The sequence below is a fragment of the Paraliobacillus quinghaiensis genome (genome assembly GCF_003426025.1).
GTDB classification, from domain to species: domain Bacteria; phylum Bacillota; class Bacilli; order Bacillales; family Amphibacillaceae; genus Paraliobacillus_A; species Paraliobacillus_A quinghaiensis.
The window spans coordinates 23933-45007 of the sequence record NZ_QJSH01000020.1; the positions used below are offsets into that span (position 1 = coordinate 23933).

At 35.1% G+C, this 21075-nt stretch carries 16 protein-coding genes, 1 pseudogene and 1 riboswitch; of the genes and pseudogenes, 3 read left to right on the plus strand and 14 right to left on the minus strand.

Features of this window, described 5'->3' with window-relative positions:
- Nucleotides 1–84 precede the first annotated feature (84 nt).
- Nucleotides 85–342 (plus strand): Dabb family protein, encoded by a 258-nt coding sequence (locus D2K40_RS12425; RefSeq protein WP_229666751.1) that lies wholly within the window; start codon nucleotides 85–87, stop codon nucleotides 340–342.
- Between the two features lie 451 nt (nucleotides 343–793).
- Here D2K40_RS12425 and D2K40_RS12430 read toward each other — a convergent pair whose 3' ends face one another.
- The 6 genes from D2K40_RS12430 to D2K40_RS12455 form a co-directional block, all read right to left on the minus strand.
- Nucleotides 794–3298 (minus strand): sensor domain-containing protein, encoded by a 2505-nt coding sequence (locus D2K40_RS12430; protein ID WP_162879212.1) that lies wholly within the window; start codon nucleotides 3296–3298, stop codon nucleotides 794–796.
- A gap of 83 nt (nucleotides 3299–3381) precedes the next feature.
- Nucleotides 3382–4011, minus strand: coding sequence for a response regulator transcription factor (locus D2K40_RS12435; RefSeq protein WP_117156422.1), 630 nt, complete (start codon nucleotides 4009–4011; stop codon nucleotides 3382–3384).
- A 114-nt stretch (nucleotides 4012–4125) separates the two neighbouring features.
- Nucleotides 4126–5817, minus strand: a complete 1692-nt coding sequence (locus D2K40_RS12440; protein WP_117156424.1) for a methyl-accepting chemotaxis protein — start codon at nucleotides 5815–5817, stop codon at nucleotides 4126–4128.
- Between the two features lie 346 nt (nucleotides 5818–6163).
- Nucleotides 6164–6247, minus strand: a riboswitch (cyclic di-GMP riboswitch).
- Nucleotides 6248–6737: 490 nt separating this feature from the next.
- The gene (locus tag D2K40_RS12445; protein ID WP_117156426.1) at nucleotides 6738–8222 is read right to left on the minus strand and encodes a methyl-accepting chemotaxis protein; all 1485 of its coding nucleotides are present in this window, start codon (nucleotides 8220–8222) and stop codon (nucleotides 6738–6740) included.
- 572 nt (nucleotides 8223–8794) lie between these two features.
- Nucleotides 8795–9127, minus strand: a complete 333-nt coding sequence (locus D2K40_RS12450; protein ID WP_117156428.1) for a plasmid pRiA4b ORF-3 family protein — start codon at nucleotides 9125–9127, stop codon at nucleotides 8795–8797.
- Nucleotides 9128–9154: 27 nt separating this feature from the next.
- The gene (locus D2K40_RS12455) at nucleotides 9155–10138 is read right to left on the minus strand and encodes an NAD(P)/FAD-dependent oxidoreductase (protein ID WP_117156430.1); all 984 of its coding nucleotides are present in this window, start codon (nucleotides 10136–10138) and stop codon (nucleotides 9155–9157) included.
- A 251-nt stretch (nucleotides 10139–10389) separates the two neighbouring features.
- Here D2K40_RS12455 and D2K40_RS12460 point away from each other — a divergent pair, with 251 nt between their 5' ends.
- Nucleotides 10390–11268, plus strand: coding sequence for a sensor domain-containing diguanylate cyclase (locus D2K40_RS12460; RefSeq protein WP_117156432.1), 879 nt, complete (start codon nucleotides 10390–10392; stop codon nucleotides 11266–11268).
- Nucleotides 11269–11505: 237 nt separating this feature from the next.
- Here the strand turns inward: D2K40_RS12460 and D2K40_RS12465 are convergent, their stop codons facing one another.
- The 8 genes and pseudogenes from D2K40_RS12465 to nadC form a co-directional block, all read right to left on the minus strand.
- Nucleotides 11506–12579: a Gfo/Idh/MocA family protein gene (locus D2K40_RS12465; protein WP_117156434.1), complete on the minus strand. Its 1074-nt coding sequence runs from the start codon at nucleotides 12577–12579 to the stop codon at nucleotides 11506–11508.
- A gap of 77 nt (nucleotides 12580–12656) precedes the next feature.
- On the minus strand, nucleotides 12657–13517 hold the full coding sequence (locus tag D2K40_RS12470; protein ID WP_117156436.1) for a sugar phosphate isomerase/epimerase family protein: 861 nt from the start codon (nucleotides 13515–13517) through the stop codon (nucleotides 12657–12659).
- 34 nt (nucleotides 13518–13551) lie between these two features.
- Nucleotides 13552–14706, minus strand: coding sequence for a Gfo/Idh/MocA family protein (locus D2K40_RS12475; RefSeq protein ID WP_188618826.1), 1155 nt, complete (start codon nucleotides 14704–14706; stop codon nucleotides 13552–13554).
- 272 nt (nucleotides 14707–14978) lie between these two features.
- A complete protein-coding gene (locus tag D2K40_RS12480; protein ID WP_117156440.1) occupies nucleotides 14979–15821 on the minus strand; it encodes an AraC family transcriptional regulator in 843 nt (280 codons plus the stop codon).
- Between the two features lie 164 nt (nucleotides 15822–15985).
- Nucleotides 15986–16237 (minus strand): annotated as a pseudogene (locus D2K40_RS12485) (family 1 glycosylhydrolase); the annotation flags it as partial.
- Nucleotides 16238–18175, minus strand: a complete 1938-nt coding sequence (locus D2K40_RS12490) for a TRAP transporter permease (RefSeq protein WP_162879213.1) — start codon at nucleotides 18173–18175, stop codon at nucleotides 16238–16240.
- 31 nt (nucleotides 18176–18206) lie between these two features.
- The gene (locus D2K40_RS12495) at nucleotides 18207–19220 is read right to left on the minus strand and encodes a TAXI family TRAP transporter solute-binding subunit (RefSeq protein ID WP_162879214.1); all 1014 of its coding nucleotides are present in this window, start codon (nucleotides 19218–19220) and stop codon (nucleotides 18207–18209) included.
- Between the two features lie 26 nt (nucleotides 19221–19246).
- Nucleotides 19247–20077 carry a carboxylating nicotinate-nucleotide diphosphorylase gene (gene nadC / locus D2K40_RS12500; protein WP_117156446.1) on the minus strand — a complete coding sequence of 277 codons (831 nt, stop codon included), beginning with the start codon at nucleotides 20075–20077 and terminating at the stop codon, nucleotides 19247–19249.
- Between the two features lie 234 nt (nucleotides 20078–20311).
- On the opposite strand from nadC, the gene D2K40_RS12505 reads away from it, so the two are divergent.
- The coding region (locus D2K40_RS12505) for an RNA-guided endonuclease TnpB family protein (protein WP_162879215.1) at nucleotides 20312–21075 on the plus strand (764 nt) is incomplete at its 3' end.

Genomic DNA, 21075 nt, shown 5'->3' on the forward strand with positions numbered 1-21075 from the left:
ATTAATCGAACTAATTAATTCACAAAGATTTTTTGCTATACGAAGTCTGTTATACTTACTAATATAAGAATGGAGGTAGATTAAATGGAAAAGGGAAGAATTAGACATATGGCGGTTTTTACATTAAAAAGCCAGAAGAATTCACCGAAAACTAAGAAATTCTTAGCAGATGGTGAAAAGATATTAAGCTCTATACCAGTAGTTGAACATTTTGAAGTATTTAAGCAAGTAAGTAATAAATATGATTTTGATTTTGGTTTCTCAATGGAGTTTGAGAATCAAGAAGCTTATGATACATATAATGCTCATCCAGATCATCAAACATTTGTTGAGGAGCGCTGAAAAAAAGAAATTGCAAGATTTCAAGAGGTTGATTTTGAAGCTTACTAATATGATAAAGTGAACCTTCAATCAGTGGGGGTTTTTGCCCTTCCCCCACTGATTGTTAGCCCTAAAGGATGACCTAAAGGCCTCTGAACCATTCGGGGTGTTAGCGTCCGTTTACTCCCACTTAAACAGCTTTGATTTTTCTCGATGTTTTGAAGTGGGCGTTTTACGGACGATTACACCGGGATAAAAACAAGTACCTAGTACTCCAAATAGACATTTGTCAATTGGAAGTACCAGGTACCTTTTTGATTTTTAGCTACCCTAATATATATTAACTAATCTATCTTACAACTTAAATTGACGGATAAGCCCATTTATCACTATTAAGACAATGATTGCCTGGCACTACCCGAAAAATAAGTATATAAAAAACAAAAAAGGACTGGTACCACAGCCCTTACTACTATGATCCCTTTAATATTGTCTTTTCGAAAGCTTTTGAAGATAGTGGCTTACTAATATAGTAGCCTTGCCCGTTTGTACATTGCAGTTCTTTCAGGACTTCAAATTGTTCTTCTGTTTCTATTCCTTCAGCAATAATTTTTAAGTTTAAGTTTCTTCCTATATCAATAATACTCTTAACCATAGAGACAGCATTTGAATTTGTTTCCAGATCTTGAATGAATGAACGATCTATCTTCAAACGATCTATTGGTAAATGTTTTAAATAACTTAGAGAAGAGTATCCAGTACCAAAGTCGTCTAAAGCGATCTTTATCCCTTTATCTCTAAGTCGATTAAGTACCACAATTGAATCATGCGGATCATGCAAAATACTTTCCGTAATTTCGAGGACAAGGTGTTTTGAATCTAAACCAACTTCGTCTAAAATTTGATCAACTAGATGGTGAAAATTCACATTTTGTAATTGACGAATAGATATATTAACCATGATTTGCAAACTGTCGTATCCTTGATCTATCCAATCTTTATTTTGCCTACAAGCTTCTCTTAGAACCCATTCACCTATTTCTTGGATTAGTCCAGTTTCCTCTGCAATTGGAATGAATTCTGCTGGTGATATAACACCCATTTCTTGATTGGTCCATCTTAGTAAAGCTTCCGCACCAATCAAATTTTCACTTTCCAAGTTAATAATAGGTTGATAATGAATTTCCAATTCGTGATTCTGGATTGCTTTTCGTAAATTCTTTTCTATTGCAACTTTTCGATGTATAATTTGGCTCATTTCACTTGTATAATATTGAAAATTATTTTTACCTTTAGCTTTTGCCATATACATTGCTGCATCTGCATACTTAACCATTGCATCAACATCATTAGCATTATCTGGATATAAACTGATTCCAATACTAGGTGAAATAAGTATTTCCTCAGCACTGTCTAAATCCAAAGGTAAGCTGAACTGTTCTATTATTCTGTGAGCAATGCTATCAACTTCTTCTTTTTTCACGTTAGTTAACAGAATAATGAATTCATCTCCACCCAAACGACTAACCATATCTTTGTCTGGAATTGACAGTTGTAATCTTTTAGCAACTACCTTTAATAGTTGATCTCCTATAGCATGCCCCATCGTATCATTAATAAATTTGAAACGATCCAGATCTATAAATAATACAGCAAAGGATTGATTATTTTTTTCAGATTCAGTTAAAACCTCTTCTAAACGTTCATTTAATAATCGCCGGTTAGGTAGATTCGTTAAACTATCATAATAAGCCATATGGTTGATCTTTTCTTGCATTTTCTTCTGTTCTGTCATATCTTTTGCAATGCCATAAATGCCGACTGTTTTCCCGTCAACTACAATGGGTATACTAGTTAAACTAAGGTCGATAAGATGACCTTGTTCATGAAAAATGGAACATTCATAATATTGTGGCGCTCCCTCAATTGTTTGTTGCATGTGTGTTAAGACTCTGTCTAAGTCCTCAGGAATTAGTAAAGGTACAAATGAAGTCATAATCAACTCCACTGGTTTATATCCAGACACTTTCTCACATGCAGGATTGGCACTAACAAAATTTCCTTCTAAGTCGAACATGAAAACAGCATCTGGGTGAAACTCGAATAGAGATTGGTATTGCTGTTTGCTTTTTTCTAACTGTTCCCTTACCCCGTTTCTCTCTGTAACATCTTTACCCACCGACATAATAGCTTCTTGCCCTTGATAAACTACGTTAATCGCAGATGCTTCAACTACTCTTGCTTCCCCATCAAATCGAGTAATCTTTTGTTCAATATACTCTAATTTTTGCTTATTCTTAACTTTTTTAATTCGATCAAGAGTACCTTCCTTACTGTCAGAATGGACAAAGTCTAATAAAAACCTCCCAATGATTTCATTTGAATGTTTGGCCCCCATTATATTAACTGCTTCAGGGTTTACAAATAAAACAATCCCATCTTTATGAATTAGTATTAGTTCAGGAGAGTTTTCAATCAGTTGATGATAGCTCTCAACTGTCACTTTTAGCTCTTGTTCCAACACTTTTTGTGCTGTTACATTTACAGCAATAAGAAAGCTGCCTACTATTTGATTATTTTTATCTTTCATCTGGTTACCATTTAATAAATAATAGTTTAATTTACCATCAGATTTAGTTCTCACAGATAATTCATAATCACGAACTTCTTCACCATTCAATAGTCTATAGAGAGGAAGGTCAACCAGTTCAATAGGAGTTTTTCCATCTGGATATAAGAGCGTAAAGTAATTTGACCAATCTTCAGAGGGAAGAACCTCATCTGGCAAACCATACATTTCTTTGGCGTAATTGTTTATATATGTTAGTTCTCCATTTTTATTAGCAATAATAATCGCAGTACGTGTGTGCTCTAAAGACAGTTCCAATAAAGATACGTTATCTATTGATTCTTCTATTTCATTTTTCATTTTACCACCAAGCTTTTTAGTAGGATAATCAAATTTTAAAGTACACATTAGATATGACATTTCCTTTTTTCTTATTTAACCAAACATATTAATTAGCATATAACAAAGTAACTATTTTACAGTAATCCTTTTCAAGTGTAAATCCAATTATTCCGTAGCGCTTTTAGTACAGCGTTAGTACGATCAGGCACTTCGATTTTTTTAGATATTTTACATACGTATACTCTAACTGTTTTTACTGAAATGAAGAGAGATTGCCCAATTTCTTCATTATCATATCCTCGTATAACTAACTCCAATACTTCCCACTCACGTTCTGAGAGTATTCCAACTGGTTTATCAGAGGTTTTATGATTTATTCGTACGCACTCTTCTAAAAGAAACGATAGCGAAGGATGAACATAGTATTTTCCATTGAGAATTGATGTAATTGCTACGGTTAATTCTTTCTTTTCCATTTCAACATAAAAATACCCGTCGACCTGTAATTTAAATAAATCGATCAAGCTGGTATCATCTAATCTAGCTGTCCATAAAATAATCTTTTTATTAGCATTTTTATATAAATCAATCGTTTCAGATAGGTTTATATCTGTATCTATATCGATAATAATTACATCTTGTAAGTCATATTCATTCAAAACTAACTGGTAATCTGAAGAACTATATACTCGCACATCACTGTTTGGGAAACAATCTTTTAGAGCATTAACAAGTCCAACCCTTAATAAAGAAGGATTTTTAATTAAGTCAATTTTCATTTTCTTCACCCTTTGTTCACTACCTTTACATGCAATTCGTATTTGAAAATCAAAAGGGTAGTCAGATGAAGGAGATCATTACCGACTACCCTAATATATAGTAACTCATCTATCTTACAACTTAAATTGACGAATAAGGCCGTTCAATTCTTCTGCTAGCTTAGCCAACTCAGTAGAACTATCGGCAACTTCTTCAACTGAGCTCGACGCTTGTTGTGCTGATGCTGATGTTTGTTCAACGCCCGCTGCAGATTCTTCTGACACAGAAGCAATTTCTTCGATTGATGCATTCATTTCTTGACTACTTGAAGACATAGTTGTTAAATTATTTGTTACTACTTCAATATTTGCAACCATTTTCTTCAATGCATGATCAATGTTAGTAAAAGTTTCTCCAGTAGTTTTAATTTGATTCGTTCCTTTTTCAACTTCTTCATATCCACCCTGTAACGATTTAGTTACTGTCGTAGATTCATTTTGAATCGTATTAACTATGCCAGTTATATCTTTTACCGATTCCCCAACTTGTTCTGCTAATTTTCGAACCTCATCCGCCACTACAGAGAATCCTTTTCCATGTTCACCTGCACGTGCTGCTTCAATCGCTGCATTTAATGCTAATAAGTTCGTTTGTTCTGCGATATCTTGAATAACGGATACCAATTTTGAAATTTCTTGTGATTGCTTATCCAAACCATTCACTTTTTCAACAGCATCTTTTACGATTTGATCAATGATTGACATTTGGTTAACGGATGCATCCATTAGTTGAGATCCTTCTGATGTCATATTAAGTACATCAGTAGAAGACTGGTGAATATCTTCTCCATTGGCGTTTGCTTCTTGTACTTTCGCTACAAAAGTGTTCATCAAAGAGGAGAGGTCACTTGCATTATTAGCTTGTGATTCGGAACCATGTGCCATCTCTTGCATTGTTTTAGCAATTTGAGTTGATCCTTCTTTCACTTCGTTTGCAGATTGTGTTAACTCTTCACTCTGAGAGCTAACTGTCTCCGAAACAGTACTAACTTGTTGTAGTAAATTACGCATATTATCGTTCATTTCATTTGTTGCACGCATCAATTGACCTGTTTCATCTTTTAATTTCGTTTCTAATGGTTCTTGTCTTAGGTCTCCATTTGCAATCAACTTCATTCGCTCCATTACAGTGTTAATCGGTTTTGCGATCGTACGAGAAGTTACAGATGCAGCTACTATTCCGAGTAAAACTACAAGAACCGAAACTGCAATACCGACGTACATAAGCGTTTCTCCAGTTGATACAATACTGTCTCTTCTTTCCTGAATCTTTGCTTCTCTCTCACTAGCTAACGCTTTAAATCCGTCAATTAACTCATTACCAAGTGATTGCACTCGACCTTCCATGATTGCCAAAGCGATTCCTTCATTTCCGTTATCATACGCTTCGATCACTTCATCAGTATATGTACCCCATTCAAATTTTTTCTCCAGAAGTGCTTCTAATTGTTCAGAGTTACTCAACTCCTTCGCACGATTCTCTAACGCTATACTCTCTTCTATCCCTGCAGTGAACGCATCCTTATACGACGTTTTACCGAATAATAGATAACCGCGCAACAAGCTTGACCTTTCTGCCATATTAATTGCTAGTTGTTCTTCAGTTATCAGTAAACTCACGTCTCTATCGATCATTTTTTTGATGTTGCTGTTAGATTCATTAACAGAATAACCGTTATAGAGACTCAATATCGTAGCTAATACAATAACAATTCCAAATCCAAATAATATTTTGACACGCAGACTCTTAAAATTTAACTTTCTCACTTTTATCCTTCTCTCATCTAATAGTTTGTATTTAACGTAATATTTAATTATCTGTTTAATCTTGTTAGTATCTGGTTGAATTTATCATGTTTCAATTGAATCTTTTTTATGTTGATCTCATCAGCAACTACTTGAGCGAACATAATTAATACGTCTATGTGCTTTCATGCTGCTACACTTATTCTTATTGTTTATACCGATTAAAAATCTATAATTTTTCCCTCCTTATATTAACCATAGCCATATTTCATTCTTATTTTTAGAGATTTTATTAAGTAAAATATTCCTGTTGTAATCACAAAAAAATGAACTCAAGAAAAGAGTTCACCAAAAATAAGTATAATCTTTCGGCAACCCGGCGATCATAGTTAAAACCCTTAGATCCGTGGCTTTGCGTCCTTACCTTTCGATAAGTTTGCCTTTTCTTTTTTATTATGTGATTTATGAGATAAAATAACTATTAAATAGTATCAAATAACTATTAAACTTACAACAAATTCTGACAAATTTTTCTGACTATTTGTTACTTTTTATATCTTTATGTTTATTTTAACTTTATTCATGTTATCTGTTAGATAATCTATCAAAAAAAGGTACCTGGTAGTTAACTCCTAAATATTCTCTAGACTTATATTCATCATCTTTAAATCAAAATCTTGATAACCATGACTTATTACCCAGTTTATCATACGTGAGAATATTGAAGCCGTACTATTAGTTTTGAATCAAGCACACATTTAGAAATTAAAATAGGAAATCGCAGTTCATTAATTTCTGTCTCAAATAACTTATGCCTATGACTTTGGACGATTGGTAACACCGAATTATTATTGAAGATTTTATCGATTACTATTATCATCCTACTTGTCTAGCAGGCGAAGGAAATGCATCACCTAAAGATAATGGTTCATCATCTCTGACTATTTATTAATAGTCAATTTCTTTAGTTCATTACTATTACTCTCCATCTCCTGCATTAAATTGTCACTATTGATTACTCTATTATTTTGTTCATCAATCGTTGCTTGAATCTCCTCTATAGAAGCAGCGTGTTCTTCAGAAATGCTTGCAATATTTTCTACTTGTGATTGTATCTCTGTAAATTTAGTAGATAGATTTTCAATATTTTTGTCCTCATAGTTAATCATTTTTCTAACATTTTCAAAGGATGTTGTCATATCATTAAATCTACCCACCATACTTTCCATAAGTTCCTTTCCTGAACTTACTGCTATATTCCCTTGACTCACTTCTTCCAATACTTTATTAGTTCTAGAGGTAACTTCTCCAATGATTTTACTAGCCATTTCTACATTTTCTTTACTATCTTCTGCGAGTTTTCGAACTTCATCTGCTACAACAGCAAATCCTTTACCTGATTCTCCTGCTCTTGCTGCCTCTATTGCTGCATTCAATGCAAGAAGGTTAGTTTGATCTGATATTTGTATAATACTTGATAATATAATATTGATATTGTCAATGCTACTATTCAATTCGTTAACATTATCTGTAGCTGATTGTACAGTATTTCCGATTATATCTATCTGGCCATTAAGTTCATTCAATTTTTCAATATTTTTTTGCGCAACTTGATCTGTTTCATCTGTAACTTTAGCTACATCTTGAGAAATCTTTTTAGTATCAGTAACTATTTTACCAACCTCTGCAACTGAATCATTTATATTCTGAATACTGTTTGCTTCCTCACTAACTCCTGCGGAAATTTCCTGAACCGCTATGGTAATTGAATTGCTTATATCTCTTGTAACTCTTAGATCTTCCGATGAGTCTGAGATATTCTTATTTAAATTAGATGTACTTATTTGTATTGTTTTCATAGTATTTTCTAATTTCTTAACCAAAGTTTTAGCATGATTCTCATTTTTAATCGCAGACTGAATATATTCATTGCCCCATTTTGTTATATAGTATAGAATAATTGCGCTTATGTTAAAAAGGAATACATATGATATAAATTCATTAATTTGCCCTGATTTCAGAACACTTTGTGGACTCAAAATAAAATATGTAGATAAAACTATATTGAAAAATATAACATATGTTAAAACTAAAGATTTTCTAAAATAGAGACCTATCATCATTAATGCTATAAAGTGTACTAAGAATATTTTTGACTCACCATGAGTAATATGTGACATTACAAAAGCAACATTAGTGGACATCGATCCAATGACAAAGTTCTTAATCCTGTTGTTAATTTTTATAAAGTAAAAGATAGTACTTATAACCACCGCTAATATACCTACTGAAGTCACAGATAATGCATAGTTAATTCCATAATTAAGAAATGATTGTGCAACTAACACAATAATAATAGCGTAAGATAAGCTTAAATTAAATTTATCTACACGTTTTGAATCATATTCCTTTGAAAATACCTCCATGAATAAGCCCTTCTTTCTATAAATTCTTAAAATTTAATATAAGTATATATATCACTGTATTTTTATGTAATCATCTTATTGTTACTTATAATTGTGAATTAATGTATAATTACCGTGATATATGTACTGCTACGATTATACATAATTGTATAACTTTTGTATAGATTTTTTGTTAAAATTCACTAATTCTTTTTTGCAATAAAGTAATTCATAGAAAACCTTGATAGTCAACACTTTATAACACTTAAGGTTCATCAGAACATTTTTATTAATAAATATTTATACGAGTACCACTATCTGCAACTTGTATCTTATTAAGCCTTTAGACACAGGGTAATAATACCTATTATCACAGTATAAAAATAGGTACCTGTTACCCAAAAAGACATTTGTCCATTGGGTGTACCAGGTACCTTTTCAAACAAGTTAAGTTATTCCCTTAACTCCTATATATTCTCTAGCCTTATATTCATCATCTTTAGATCAAACCCTTGATAACCCTGACTTACTCCCCAACTTTTCATGTAATCATGATCTGGATGCGTTGGATCTTCAATAATTTCAAGAAACGATTAATATCCAGGTTCTCCCCCTACATCTTCAGGTGGTACATTCCCTTCACCTGCTATACAAGTAGGGTGATTATAATAATAGTCATCGATAAAATCTTCGACAACAATATGGTGCCTCCAATCATCACCAAAGTCATAGGTATACGTTATTTCAGACGGAAGATAATCTGAAATCACTTTCCCTGTTTCCATTTCTAAAGGTATGTCAGATCCATAACTAAAAGCCTCTTCATGACAAACAAGTTGTACAATTGGTTTGAGATTTTCACTTGTTCTCTTTTCTTTAGGATCGAATGGTTTGGTTAGTATAACACTAGGTGCCTGGCACTCCAACGAACTTGTCCATTGAAAGCACCTGCGCTATTTTAGCAATGCAGCTAATTCTTCGCCAGCAGCAATGCCTGAAATAAATGCACTTTCTAAGCGCGTGCGGTTTGCTGTGTCTTGTGGGTCTAGGAAAGCATCTCCTGCTACTAATAGCGGGTACTCAAGTTCAGTATTCAAAAAAGGTTCTCGTAAAAACTGTGTTGCCTCTGCATAACGCCATTTTTTCAGTTGGCTTGAAATAACAGAGTTAAAATCGAAGTATGCACTTGTTATTTCCTTCATCTTTTCTAACACCGCTTCTTCTCCCTTATCATAATGGATTTTACTCCACTCACTCGTCATATAGATACAAACGGTTGTATTTGGCGAAATCCCTTTTTTCTTGTGATCAACCAAGCGCATCACACCTTCTGGAAGGCCTGAATCAAGGTGACCATCAACCGGTAAACTTGTCGGCTGTTCCAAATCAAATAAACCGACCAAGCATGGCTGAAACACAATCTCATCGAGTTTATGTAAAAACTTCGTATCTAGCTGTAACCCTTCGCTTTGAAGCAATGCTTTCGCCTGCGGGGCAGGTACTGTCACAAGCACAGCCTTTGCATTAAAAGATTCCCCATGGTCTGTTACAAGGGTGTATCCATCCTCATTTCTCATAATAGCAGCAATTCTCGTTTCCAATCGTACTGAAATATCTTCTGCTAGTTTTTTAGCAAAGGAGTTCATACCTCTCGTACTTATATAGCGGTGATATTTGTCACCAAACCAATTCTTTACGCTACCTTCTTTGATCCAATCATTAATAAATGTTTGAAATTTTTCAGTTCGGGCTGTGAAAAATTGGGCACCATGATCGACCTTCCCATCTTCTATTCTTCGCGTAGCCATTCTGCCACCAACACTTCGGCTTTTATCCACAATCAATATGTCTTGATATCCTTTTTCCTTCAGGGTTCGTGCAGCCATTATACCCGCCATCCCACCGCCAATAATTACAATTGGTGTTTGCTCACACATATTAAAAACTCCTTTTTCACTCTTTTACCTTCTATTAAATATTTTCAAACAATTTTGCTCATCCCAGAAGGATCATTTCATTAGGTATTATACTTTTGTATGATAAACTAATAAAGCACAGTTGATAATATATTGTTTTCAAAGCAAAGATATAGGGAAATAACCTTATAATTATTATAGAATGGTAAATTAGGTAGAGGGTGTTTGTAGTGAAAGAATATCCTCATTTGATGGGAAAAGGGGTGTATTGAATGAATGCGGGAATTAGCTCTGCTATCTTAAATTCTATAAGGGATCAGATATGCCTCATTGATCATTCAGGTGAAATTATTTACGCCAACGATGAATGGTTGAATTTTGCCAAAAGAAATGGTGGAGATTTATCAGCACTTGGTGTGGGTTCTAATTACTTGGAAGTATCTAAAGGAAATCAGAAAGTATATAAGGGATTGCATGCACTTATTAACGGTGAAATGAAGTCTTTTAGTCATGAATATCCTTGCCATTCCCCAATGGTAAAACGCTGGTTTAACATGCAAGCAACAAGAATGACTAAGAATGAACATGGAGTTGATGGAATAGTGATACGCCATGCCGATATAACGAGACAAAAACTACTTGAAATCCAGTTAAAAAAATATGTGAACACTGATCCTTTAACATCCTTATACAATCGCAGGTATTTTGAAAACGAATTACAAAAAGAAATCTCACGTTGCGAGCGAACTGATCGTTCTTTATCTGTGTTATATATAGATATAGATGACTTCAAAGAGATAAATGATAATTTTGGTCATAATGTCGGGGACACAATTTTAAAAGAAGTTTCTATGCTATTTCTTGAAACCACCCGTGATTCCGATACATGTGCACGAATAGGTGGAGATGAATTTGCTATTATCTTACCCGAAACACCAAAAGATGAGTTAGGCCCTATAGCAGATAGACTTGTTAAAAACATTGAAGAAATTATAGTACAAGAAGAAGTTACTTATCCAATTAAAGTGAGTGTATCCGTTGGTGGTTCTTCTTTTCAACATAATACTGATATGAAAACAATGTTAGAAAAAGCAGACAGAGCTTTATATGCTGCAAAAGACCAAGGCAAGAACAATAATGTTATTTATTAGCCACAGTTAATGCTGTGGCTTTTATATTGTTGGTGCTCCAATCCGCTTGTGAGGAGCGTTTTGATCGAATTATCGTGCTTTTTGATCGAATAACGACTTTTTTTGATCGAATTACCGGAATTTTTGATCGAATAACGCATTTTTTTGATCGAATCCAGACTCCTAGACTCATGCTGCCCATCACAAAAAAGCACTGCCTCAAACTTTCCAGAGCAGTACTTTTACTATATTAGATATTTACTTTGTAACCACGATTGCTCTTTCTTGTGCTTCTAGGCATAGTTCTGCCGCTTTAAACACATGCGCTTGGGTCATCGCTTTTTCTGTACGATCAACACAGTCCTTAATCAACTCTCCGAAGAATGGAAAACCTACTTCTCCTGACAATTTATAATGCTTTTCTCCATCATTGTTAACTAGAAATAGATGATCCCCAGTTTCTTCTCTAGCAACATCAACATATTTACGAATCTCAATTGTACCCTCTGTCCCTGTAATGAAAGTGCGTCCATCTCCCCATGTGCTTAAACCATCTGGTGTGAACCAATCCACTTTAAAATATTGTGTCGCTCCGTTATCACCGACTAAGGTTGTATCACCGTAATCTTCTAGTTCTGGATGATCAGGGTTATTATAGTTTCCGACTTTACTGTGTAATACCTTGGCATCTTTACAGTCCGCATAGTATAAAAATTGTTCAATTTGATGGCTGCCAATATCACATAAAATGCCACCGTATTGTTTTTTATTAAAAAACCAATCAGGTCGACTTGATGCATTTAATCGGTGTGGACCAAAACCTGTCACTTGTATAACACGGCCAATCGCACCTTCTTTAATAAGGTCTCCAGCAAATACTGCTCCTTCAACGTGCAGGCGTTCACTGAAATAAACCATGTACTTTTGTCCTGTTTCTTTTACTACTTTTTTTGTTTCTTCAAGTTGTGCTTTCGTTGTGAAAGGTGTTTTATCTGTAAAATAATCTTTTCCAGCTTGCATAACCTTATTACCGAGTGCACTTCTACCCGATGGTATCGCTGCAGCCGCTACTAATTGAATCGTTTTATCGTTTAAAATTTGATCTAGAGATTCAGCTACTTTTACTTCTGGAAATTTGTCTAAAAACTCATCCACTTTGTCAGAATCAGGGTCATACACCCATTTCAAACTACCGCCTGCCTCCACTAACCCATTACACATTCCATAAATATGTCCATGATCAAGTGCTACCACAGCAATTTGAAATTCACCATCTTTTACAACTGGATTTGGTTTCCCTTTTGGTGCATATGTCATTCCATCTTTACTCATGAAACTTCACTCCTGGCTATTAAACTAATTTAGTTTGTTAGATGCTAGTTTACTAATGTTGCTTCGCTCCTAGTGAATTAAAACCAGTCAGAATAACCCAACTTTCTTAAGTTGTCACCAGATATTTTCAAACAATCAAAAGAATCCTTACCATACGTGTCATCTTGTTCAATCAAAAAGTATTGCGCGCCACTCTTAAGTCCTGCATGAATAACCGCATTTATATCAAGATTTCCTTCGCCCACTTCTGCAAACTCAATAAGATTCGTGAACTTTCCAAAGAATTGACCCATGTCTTTTAAATCTTCTTCTCCCACATCTAACTTACCAATACGGTAATCTTTTAAATGTAATAAAGCAATTCGGTCTCTATATTGTTCAATTATTTTAACTGGATTTTCACCAGCTCTTTGAATCCAGTGCACGTCCAATTCAAAGCCTAGTTTAGATGTATTGTTTTTCATCATATCCAATAAATATTCTCCATCATATTTTTGGAACTCAATATGATGTGTATGATAATACAATTCAATGCCTCGTTCAGCTAACCTTACTGCCATTGCTTCAGCATCATTAATAAACGCCATTATTTTATTTTTATCAGACATTTTGTTTAACGGTAGCATACCTATTCGCAAGTAACGACAATTTAATGTTTTACAATCGCTTACAATTTTATCAAAATTATTATTTAAAGTTTCTCCTCCCATACCAGGTAGCATAGGCTCTAGAGGGGCTGAGAGTGCAGCAATTTCGATATCAAAATCTTCACTTGCACGTCTAAATTCTAATACATTTTCTTCCGTCATTGGAATTTGAGAAACTTCCACTGCACGATAACCCAATTGATTTAATCTTCTCATTGTTTCATATACACCTAACTCTTCCACCTTGCCTTTTAGCATCATCATTTGTACGCCGATTTTACCTTTTCTCATTGATATACCTCCATTTTATAGTTAGATTCTATTATTAATTATCCATTTGTTTTTCTTCTGCAATTTTTTTATTTAATTCAGCAAGGTATAAATCTTCATCGACTGGAAGCTCTACTTCTTTGCCTAACCAGCTTGACAAGTGAATCGCGTTTGCCAAAGCTACACCATGAATCCCATCACTTCCTGGTGCTAAAAGTGGTTCATCATCTAAAATATTACCAGCAAAGTTTTCCATTACTGCTGTGTGCTGCGCTCCCCAGACACTTTCAAACTCTATCACTTCTTCATCATAAATTTCTCCCATATTACCACCCGCGGAAAGCTTCGCCATATCTTGCATACTCATCTTGTCGCTCAACTCAGACTCAGGTTGTTTTAGTCTCTTAATCGTCACTTTCTTACTGTCATCTACGACAATCTTTCCTTTATCCCCTAAAATTTCAAAACGATCTGTACCTAAGACATCGTGGGTACAGGTAACAAAAACACCTGTTGCTCCATTGCCATAATCAAGCATTGTTGTAACTTCATCCTCAACAGCAATATCTCGCTGGTAACCGTACTTCACATTTGAGTAAACTTTTTTAGGAACACCACAAATCCATTGAAGTAAGTCTAATTGATGTGGCGCTTGATTAACTAAAACACCACCACCTTCACCTTCCCATGTTGCTCTCCAAGCACTTTGGTCATAATAGCCTTGTGGTCTCCACCAAGTGGTAATAATCCAATTTGTTCGACGAATACCACCGATATCACCATTGTCGATAATTTTCTTCACTTTTTGGTAGAGCTCATTTGTCCGTTGGTTAAACATAATTCCAAATGTTAATTCTGGTTTTGTTTCAGCAAATTCGTTGAGTTCTTTTACTTGTTTCGTGTAAACTCCAGCTGGCTTTTCAACTAATGCGTGTACATCCCTTTTTAACGATTCAATTCCCATCTCAGGGTGTAAATAATGCGGTACACACGTAACGACAGCATCTACATCTCCACTATCTAACATATCAATATAATTTTCATAAAACGGAATATTGGGATACTTTTCATTTGCTACTGCTCTCTTGGCAGGATCCGTATCACAAAGCGCACCAATTTCCATGTTTTTAACTCTTCCTTCTTGAATAAACCCTGCGTAGGCCCCACCTTGTGTCCCAAAACCAATAATACCTAACCTTACTTTTGTCATCATCATACCCCTTTCTGTTTTGTGCAATTTCAATCAATTAAAATTCACAATTTTTTAATGTAAGCCTTGTCATTTTTTTCTTTTATAAAAGAAATTTATTTGTTGCTACTAGTATTAGTATATATAACCGAACAGCAAAATTCATTATCTCAAGATGTTTAATATTCCACCAAAATTGACTGAACGTGCTTTAATTGAAAAATAAACAAGTTGGCTCACCACATTAAAGCCAACTTGTTTTATCATCAAGATTTGATACTTTTTACTCTTAATTATTTCACACGCAACCTGCGATATTCTTTAGCTGTCATTCCTACTTTTTTTCGAAAAAATCTGCTGAAGTGCGCTACACTTTCAAAACCACAATCATATGCAATATCTTTTAAAGCTTTATTCGGTTCCATTTCAAGAGAGTATTTGACCTGTGTTAATCGACACTCCATTACATATTCCATTACCGTAAATCCTGTCATCTCTTTAAAGACGTGAGATATATAAGATTTACTTATACTCAAATCTTTAGAGATATGATCCAGTGTTATTTTATTATGAAAATTTTCTTGGACATAAACAGCTACACTCTCTGTGTATTCTGCTTTCGTATCCTTTTTGTATGGACTATCGAGTAACTTGTTTTTACTCATTCGATGAACGATAACTAACACTTGCAATAACAAAACCTTTAACTCCGTCTCTGATTGTACATCTTTATTATTCATATGATTGGCTAAAACGTCCATACGTTCAATAAGTTTTTCTAATTCGATCAATTCTGAACTTTCATTGGAACGAATAAGACAATGTTGTAGTTGTTGAAATATTTCTAGCAAATAATGACTACCTAACTCATTTAAGATTCCACTAATCCATTTAGGAGAAAAATGAATAATGCTTCTCACATATTCATCTTCTTTTTGAACATTTGGCCTATGTAAAGTCATACCATCCATTAATAAAATATCACCTGGATGTAAATCATAAATTTGATTGTGAATTAAATAGCGGCAAGATCCAGCATGAAAAATATAAATTTCATATTCTTGATGAGAGTGGTAATCAAAAGAATATCCTTTACTGCCCACTACACGGTGACCAACCATGACAACTTCATTCATCTAATACCCTCCCCTGAAGAATATCTATAACTATTTTACCAAAAAACAAAATTAAAGCCATCGCATGTGTTTTAATCGAATTATCGTGATTTTTGATCGAATAACGATTTTTATTGATCGAATTACCGAAATTTTTGATCGAATGACGCAATTTTTTAATCGAATTACAAATAAAAGGTGCCTGGCACTCCCAAAAGGAAGTACCAGGCACCTTCATTCTTACAGCTCTCTCCATTTGTAGCAATTACATTTTGATACCAGTAGAATGATTTTTTTCTACTACGTTCTAAAGATCCGCTTCCATCATCATGCTTGTCAACGTAAATGAAGCCATAATGTTTCGACATTTCGCCTGAACATGCACTTACTAAATCGATACATCCCCATGAAGTATAGCCCATTACTTCAACGCCATCCTAATTAACTTTAGCTTGATTGAATTTTTTATTAAATGAAAGCTTAGACTTGTTAACGGCCAAGCCTAAAATCAAGATAGCCAGCAAACCAATGATATCTGATAGAAAATGCGGATAGATCATTGTCAAAGCACTGAGTCCTAACATGATTCTCTTAATGGCTGAAATCCTCACGCCAAACCATCCTATTAAAGCAGCCGCTAATACAATAACACCAATAGATGCAGTGAAAAAGGAAATAACAATCGCGAGCAACTCGCCCTCCATAAGTAACGTGGGCTCTAGGACAAACATAAACGGCACAATAAAACCAACCAATCCTAATCTTGCCGCTTCAAAACCAACTTTATTAGGATTGGCATCTGCAATTCCTGCTGCTGCAAAAGCTGCGACTGCCACAGGTGGTGTTATCGCAGAAAAAATAGAAAAATAGACAATAAATAAATGAGCTGAAATTATCGGTACTCCTAACTCAATTAAAGCTGGTGCAGCAAGCATTGCCGTTAAAATGTACGCTGCTGCAACTGGCATTCCCATTCCTAATATGATACATATTACCATCACTAGTATTAGTGTGAAAAGTAAGTGACCTTCTGTTAACTGCAATACAATGCTAGTCAGTTTTCCACCTAAACCAGTAGACATAATTCCCGCAATAACTAAGCCTGCAGCAGCACATGCAGTCGATACTGGAATAGCAGATCTTGCCCCATCAATTAATGCTTCGACTATTGCTCTTACTCCCATTCGCGTACTTTTACGAAACCAACTAATGATGATGATTGTTAGCATCCCATAAAACGCTGTTCGAGATGGGCTATACCCTTCGATTAAAAAGAAAACGAGTACAATGAGCGGTAAAAAATAGTGCCAGCCTTCTTTTAAAATCCGAGACAATTTTGGGATATCTTTTTTTGCTGCACGTGGCAAATCTAAGCGTAAAGCTTCGAAATGAACCATTGCGAGTAAAGAAATATAATACAAAATCGCCGGGATAAATGCAGCAATAATAATCGATCGATAAGGTAGTTGCGTAACAGCAGCCATTAGAAAAGCTGAAGATCCCATAATTGGCGGTAAAATGCTTCCTCCTGTAGATGCAGCAGCCTCGATTGCTGCTGCAAAAGAAGATTTATAGCCATTTTTTTTACTCACTGGAATAGTGAAAGCTCCTGTTGTGACAACATTCGCTGTCGGGCTTCCAGATATCGAACCAAAAAAAGCACTCGCCAGCACCGCTACCTTTGCCGCACCACCTTTTGATCTCCCCGCTATTGCAGACGACAATTGAAAGAAAAAGTCGCCAGCTCCAGCTTTATTTAAAAAAGAGCCAAATAACATAAACATAAAAACAAACGATGCTGCAACGGCAACAGGTGAACCCCAAAGTCCATTAAAACTATAAGCAAGATCATCGAGAATTTCTATTGCTGAAAATTCCCTGTGGCTTAATACACCAGATAATTGATGCCCCCAAATCAAGTAACTAATACCAACCGAGACGATTAAAACAACTGGAAATCCAATCGTTCTCCTTGCAGCTTCCAAACTTAACACTACAAAAACTAGTCCAAAAAATAGATCCACATTCGACAATGGGTCCATAATTGGAATTCTTGTCGCGATTCGTTCCGCATGAATCGTATAGTAAACCCCAGCAGAAATTGCCAATGACGCCGCCAAATAATCTGCAAGAATCAGATATTTTTTATCCGTAACTTTTCTTGAATAACTGTATACAAAGAAAGTTAAAGCTACTATGAAAGATAAATGAATCGCCATCTGATTGAGTGGATCTAGTTTACCAAAGATTACGGACCAAACTTGAAAAACAGCTAAACTTAATGCCATTAGAGAAAATAGTCGAAGATGTATACCTGATAGATTTCGCTTTGCACCAGTTGAAAACCACCCGGCCAATATATTTTTACTAATCACTCTTCTCCACCTCTCTTCTCTTGTTAGCATGTTATTCTAGTAAACCTTTATCCTTGTAAAATGCTTCAGCACCGGAATGTAGTGGTACACTTCCAACGTCCGCCATGTTTTCTGCTGTTAAATTTTTAAATTCTTCGTGTACAGTACTTAAATAATCAAAATTGTTATAAATAGATTCAGTGATTTTATAAACTTCCTCATCTGATACGTCTTTATTAACGATTAAAATAACTGGCGTGTTAACTGTAGTAACTTCTTCGTACTGAAAATCATAGCTACCAGATTCAATTGTCCCTGTCAGCATTCCGAGATCTTCTGCCACTGAAACTGCGATGTCCTCCTCTAACGATAACAATTTCAAATCAATGGAAGTGGAGGCTTCAAGTATATCGCTAGATGGAACCGATAAAGCATCCCCTGCTGCATCAATTCGTTTATCAGCCATCAGCTCGAATGTTTTTGTACCACCTAAATGGTCGACTGTTCCACCCCAGGAAATAATATCTTCATAACTAACACCATATTGCTTCAGGATATTGCGTGTAATAATCTCACCAGCTGACCCTTTTTGATCTACAGACAAACGAATAGGGTATTCATTCTCAATAATTTCTTTGACTGAGTTATATTCTGTCTCCGCTCTTACAATAAATTGATAATAATTTGCTGGAATGACCACACTTATTGCTCTTAAATCTTGATAAGCTTGATCATACGGCTCAGCTCCACTGTATGCAGCAAAAGCTGTCATCGCATACGAAAGTCCATATGGAATGGTATTTGTTGCTACACTTACTGGGTTTTCAACAATCCCGCCTGGTTCCACTGTGATAATAGATCCGTCATTATCTCTTCTAATTGACTCTGCAATTCCCTCTGTAAAGATCGACCATGCTCCACCAGTTCTTCCACCTACGAGAACTGTCTCAAGTGTTTCACTAGAATTAGAATTTGTTGATTCATTTTGGTCTGTTACCTCTTCACTTCCACACGCTGCGAGTACCAATACAATTAATAAAATGATAGATTTAACTACTGTTTTCATATACATCCCCCTGTAAATTTTTATATTTATTTTACTTGTAAACTAATATCTAAAGCCTTAACTGAATGAGTCAAAAATCCAAGTGATATAACATCGACGCCTGAATTTTGATATTTCGCTAGATTTTCTAACGTTATTCCACCTGAGGCTTCTGTCACAATCGTATTAGGCACTTTTTCTGCTAATACTTTTACCTCTCCTGGCGAACAATTATCTAGCATAATCACATCCGCACCCGCTTCTACAGCTTCCGCTACCTGTTCTTTTGTTTCTGTTTCCACTTCTATTTTCACCATGTGTCCGGTATGTTTTCTTGTCCTCTCTACTGCTTTTGTAATCGACCCTGCAAAAGCTATGTGGTTATCTTTGATCATGACACCATCATACAGACCTTGGCGATGATTTTTTCCACCGCCACAGGTAACAGCATATTTATCGAACATTCGAAGTCCTGGCGCTGTTTTTCGCGTATCACAAATTTGAATAGATGGATCATTTAAAACTTCTACACAAGTATTAGTCATCGTTGCGATACCACTCATACGTTGGAGTAAATTTAAAATTACTCTTTCTCCTTTAAGAAGTGGAATAACTGGACCACTTACCTCAGCAATTTTATCGCCTACTTTCACACGATCTCCATCCGAAAAAAATAGCTTAACGACTATGTTTTTATCTAGTAATGCGTAAACTTCTTCTATAATATCTAAACCCGCAATGATTCCTTTTTCCTTTGCTACAAAAACACCGCTTCCGTTCTGCTCGGCAGGAAAAATCGCCTCACTCGTTATATCACCATCACCGATATCTTCTATTAGATAAGATTGTAGTGAATCTCTTAATTTGACTTTATTCATTTTTCGGCTCCTTTTTTATGAATTAGCCGAGAACACTCGTGACTTCAGTCATGAGATGAATCGGCTTCGGACAAGGGATGGGCATTTACCATCTCAATTGTCCGACTGTTTGAGTGCTACATGTAAGTAATTAGATACGAGTCTTCGTACAAATCATTTCCTTGAAATGAAGGAACAAATGTTTGTTTCACTCTCTCGAAAATGGTATAATTGACCTAATGAGGAGGTGAAACTATGATTGTAAACAAAGCCTATAAATTTCGCATCTATCCCAATAAAAAACAGACTGAACTTATCAATAAAACCATTGGTTGTTCCAGGTTCGTTTTTAACTTCTTTTTCGGAAAACAAAAAGAAAAAGATGCTTATTGGTATATTGCCCGAGAAATGGTTCAAAATGGTCACCTAGCAGCGAACAACTGGAAAGGGAAGTGTTTAAATAAATACAACACGGTCAAATCTCTCCCCGAATTAAAGAAGCACTATGGATTTCTAAAAGAGGTCGATAGTATTGCCTTACAAAAATCAGTTGAAAATTTAGCTGATTCCTATCACCGCTACTACAAGAAACAAAATAAGTACCCGCGTTTCAAATCTAAAAAGAATCCTGTTCAGTCTTATACAACAAAACAAACAAATGGAAATATTGCAGTATTAGATAAACACATTAAACTCCCAAAACTGGGACTTGTTCGTTACGCTAAAAGTCGAGAAGTAGAAGGTAGAATTTTGAATGCAACCGTTAGACGAAACCCTTCTGGAAAATACTTTGTCTCTATATCAACTGAAACAGAAGTTAAAGAACTTCCTAAAACAGGCTCAGCTATTGGAATAGATGTAGGCCTAAAAAATGTTGCTACTCTTTCTGATGGGACAATCTATTCTAATCCAAAGTTTTTTCGAACCTTGGAAGAAAAGTTAGCCAAAGCACAGCGGATGATGAGTAGACGCACAACAGGTGGTGCAAATTGGCATAAAGCTAGAATTAAAGTTGCTCG

Coding starts and splice junctions, on each gene's coding strand:
- D2K40_RS12425 (WP_229666751.1), top strand. CDS start 85: ATGGAAAAGGGAAGAATTAGACATATGGCGGTTTTTACATTAAAAAGC.
- D2K40_RS12430 (WP_162879212.1), bottom strand. CDS start 3,298: ATGTGTACTTTAAAATTTGATTATCCTACTAAAAAGCTTGGTGGTAAA.
- D2K40_RS12435 (WP_117156422.1), bottom strand. CDS start 4,011: ATGAAAATTGACTTAATTAAAAATCCTTCTTTATTAAGGGTTGGACTT.
- D2K40_RS12445 (WP_117156426.1), bottom strand. CDS start 8,222: ATGGAGGTATTTTCAAAGGAATATGATTCAAAACGTGTAGATAAATTT.
- D2K40_RS12455 (WP_117156430.1), bottom strand. CDS start 10,138: ATGTGTGAGCAAACACCAATTGTAATTATTGGCGGTGGGATGGCGGGT.
- D2K40_RS12460 (WP_117156432.1), top strand. CDS start 10,390: ATGAATGCGGGAATTAGCTCTGCTATCTTAAATTCTATAAGGGATCAG.
- D2K40_RS12465 (WP_117156434.1), bottom strand. CDS start 12,579: ATGAGTAAAGATGGAATGACATATGCACCAAAAGGGAAACCAAATCCA.
- D2K40_RS12470 (WP_117156436.1), bottom strand. CDS start 13,517: ATGAGAAAAGGTAAAATCGGCGTACAAATGATGATGCTAAAAGGCAAG.
- D2K40_RS12475 (WP_188618826.1), bottom strand. CDS start 14,706: ATGACAAAAGTAAGGTTAGGTATTATTGGTTTTGGGACACAAGGTGGG.
- D2K40_RS12480 (WP_117156440.1), bottom strand. CDS start 15,821: ATGAATGAAGTTGTCATGGTTGGTCACCGTGTAGTGGGCAGTAAAGGA.
- D2K40_RS12495 (WP_162879214.1), bottom strand. CDS start 19,220: ATGAAAACAGTAGTTAAATCTATCATTTTATTAATTGTATTGGTACTC.
- nadC (WP_117156446.1), bottom strand. CDS start 20,077: ATGAATAAAGTCAAATTAAGAGATTCACTACAATCTTATCTAATAGAA.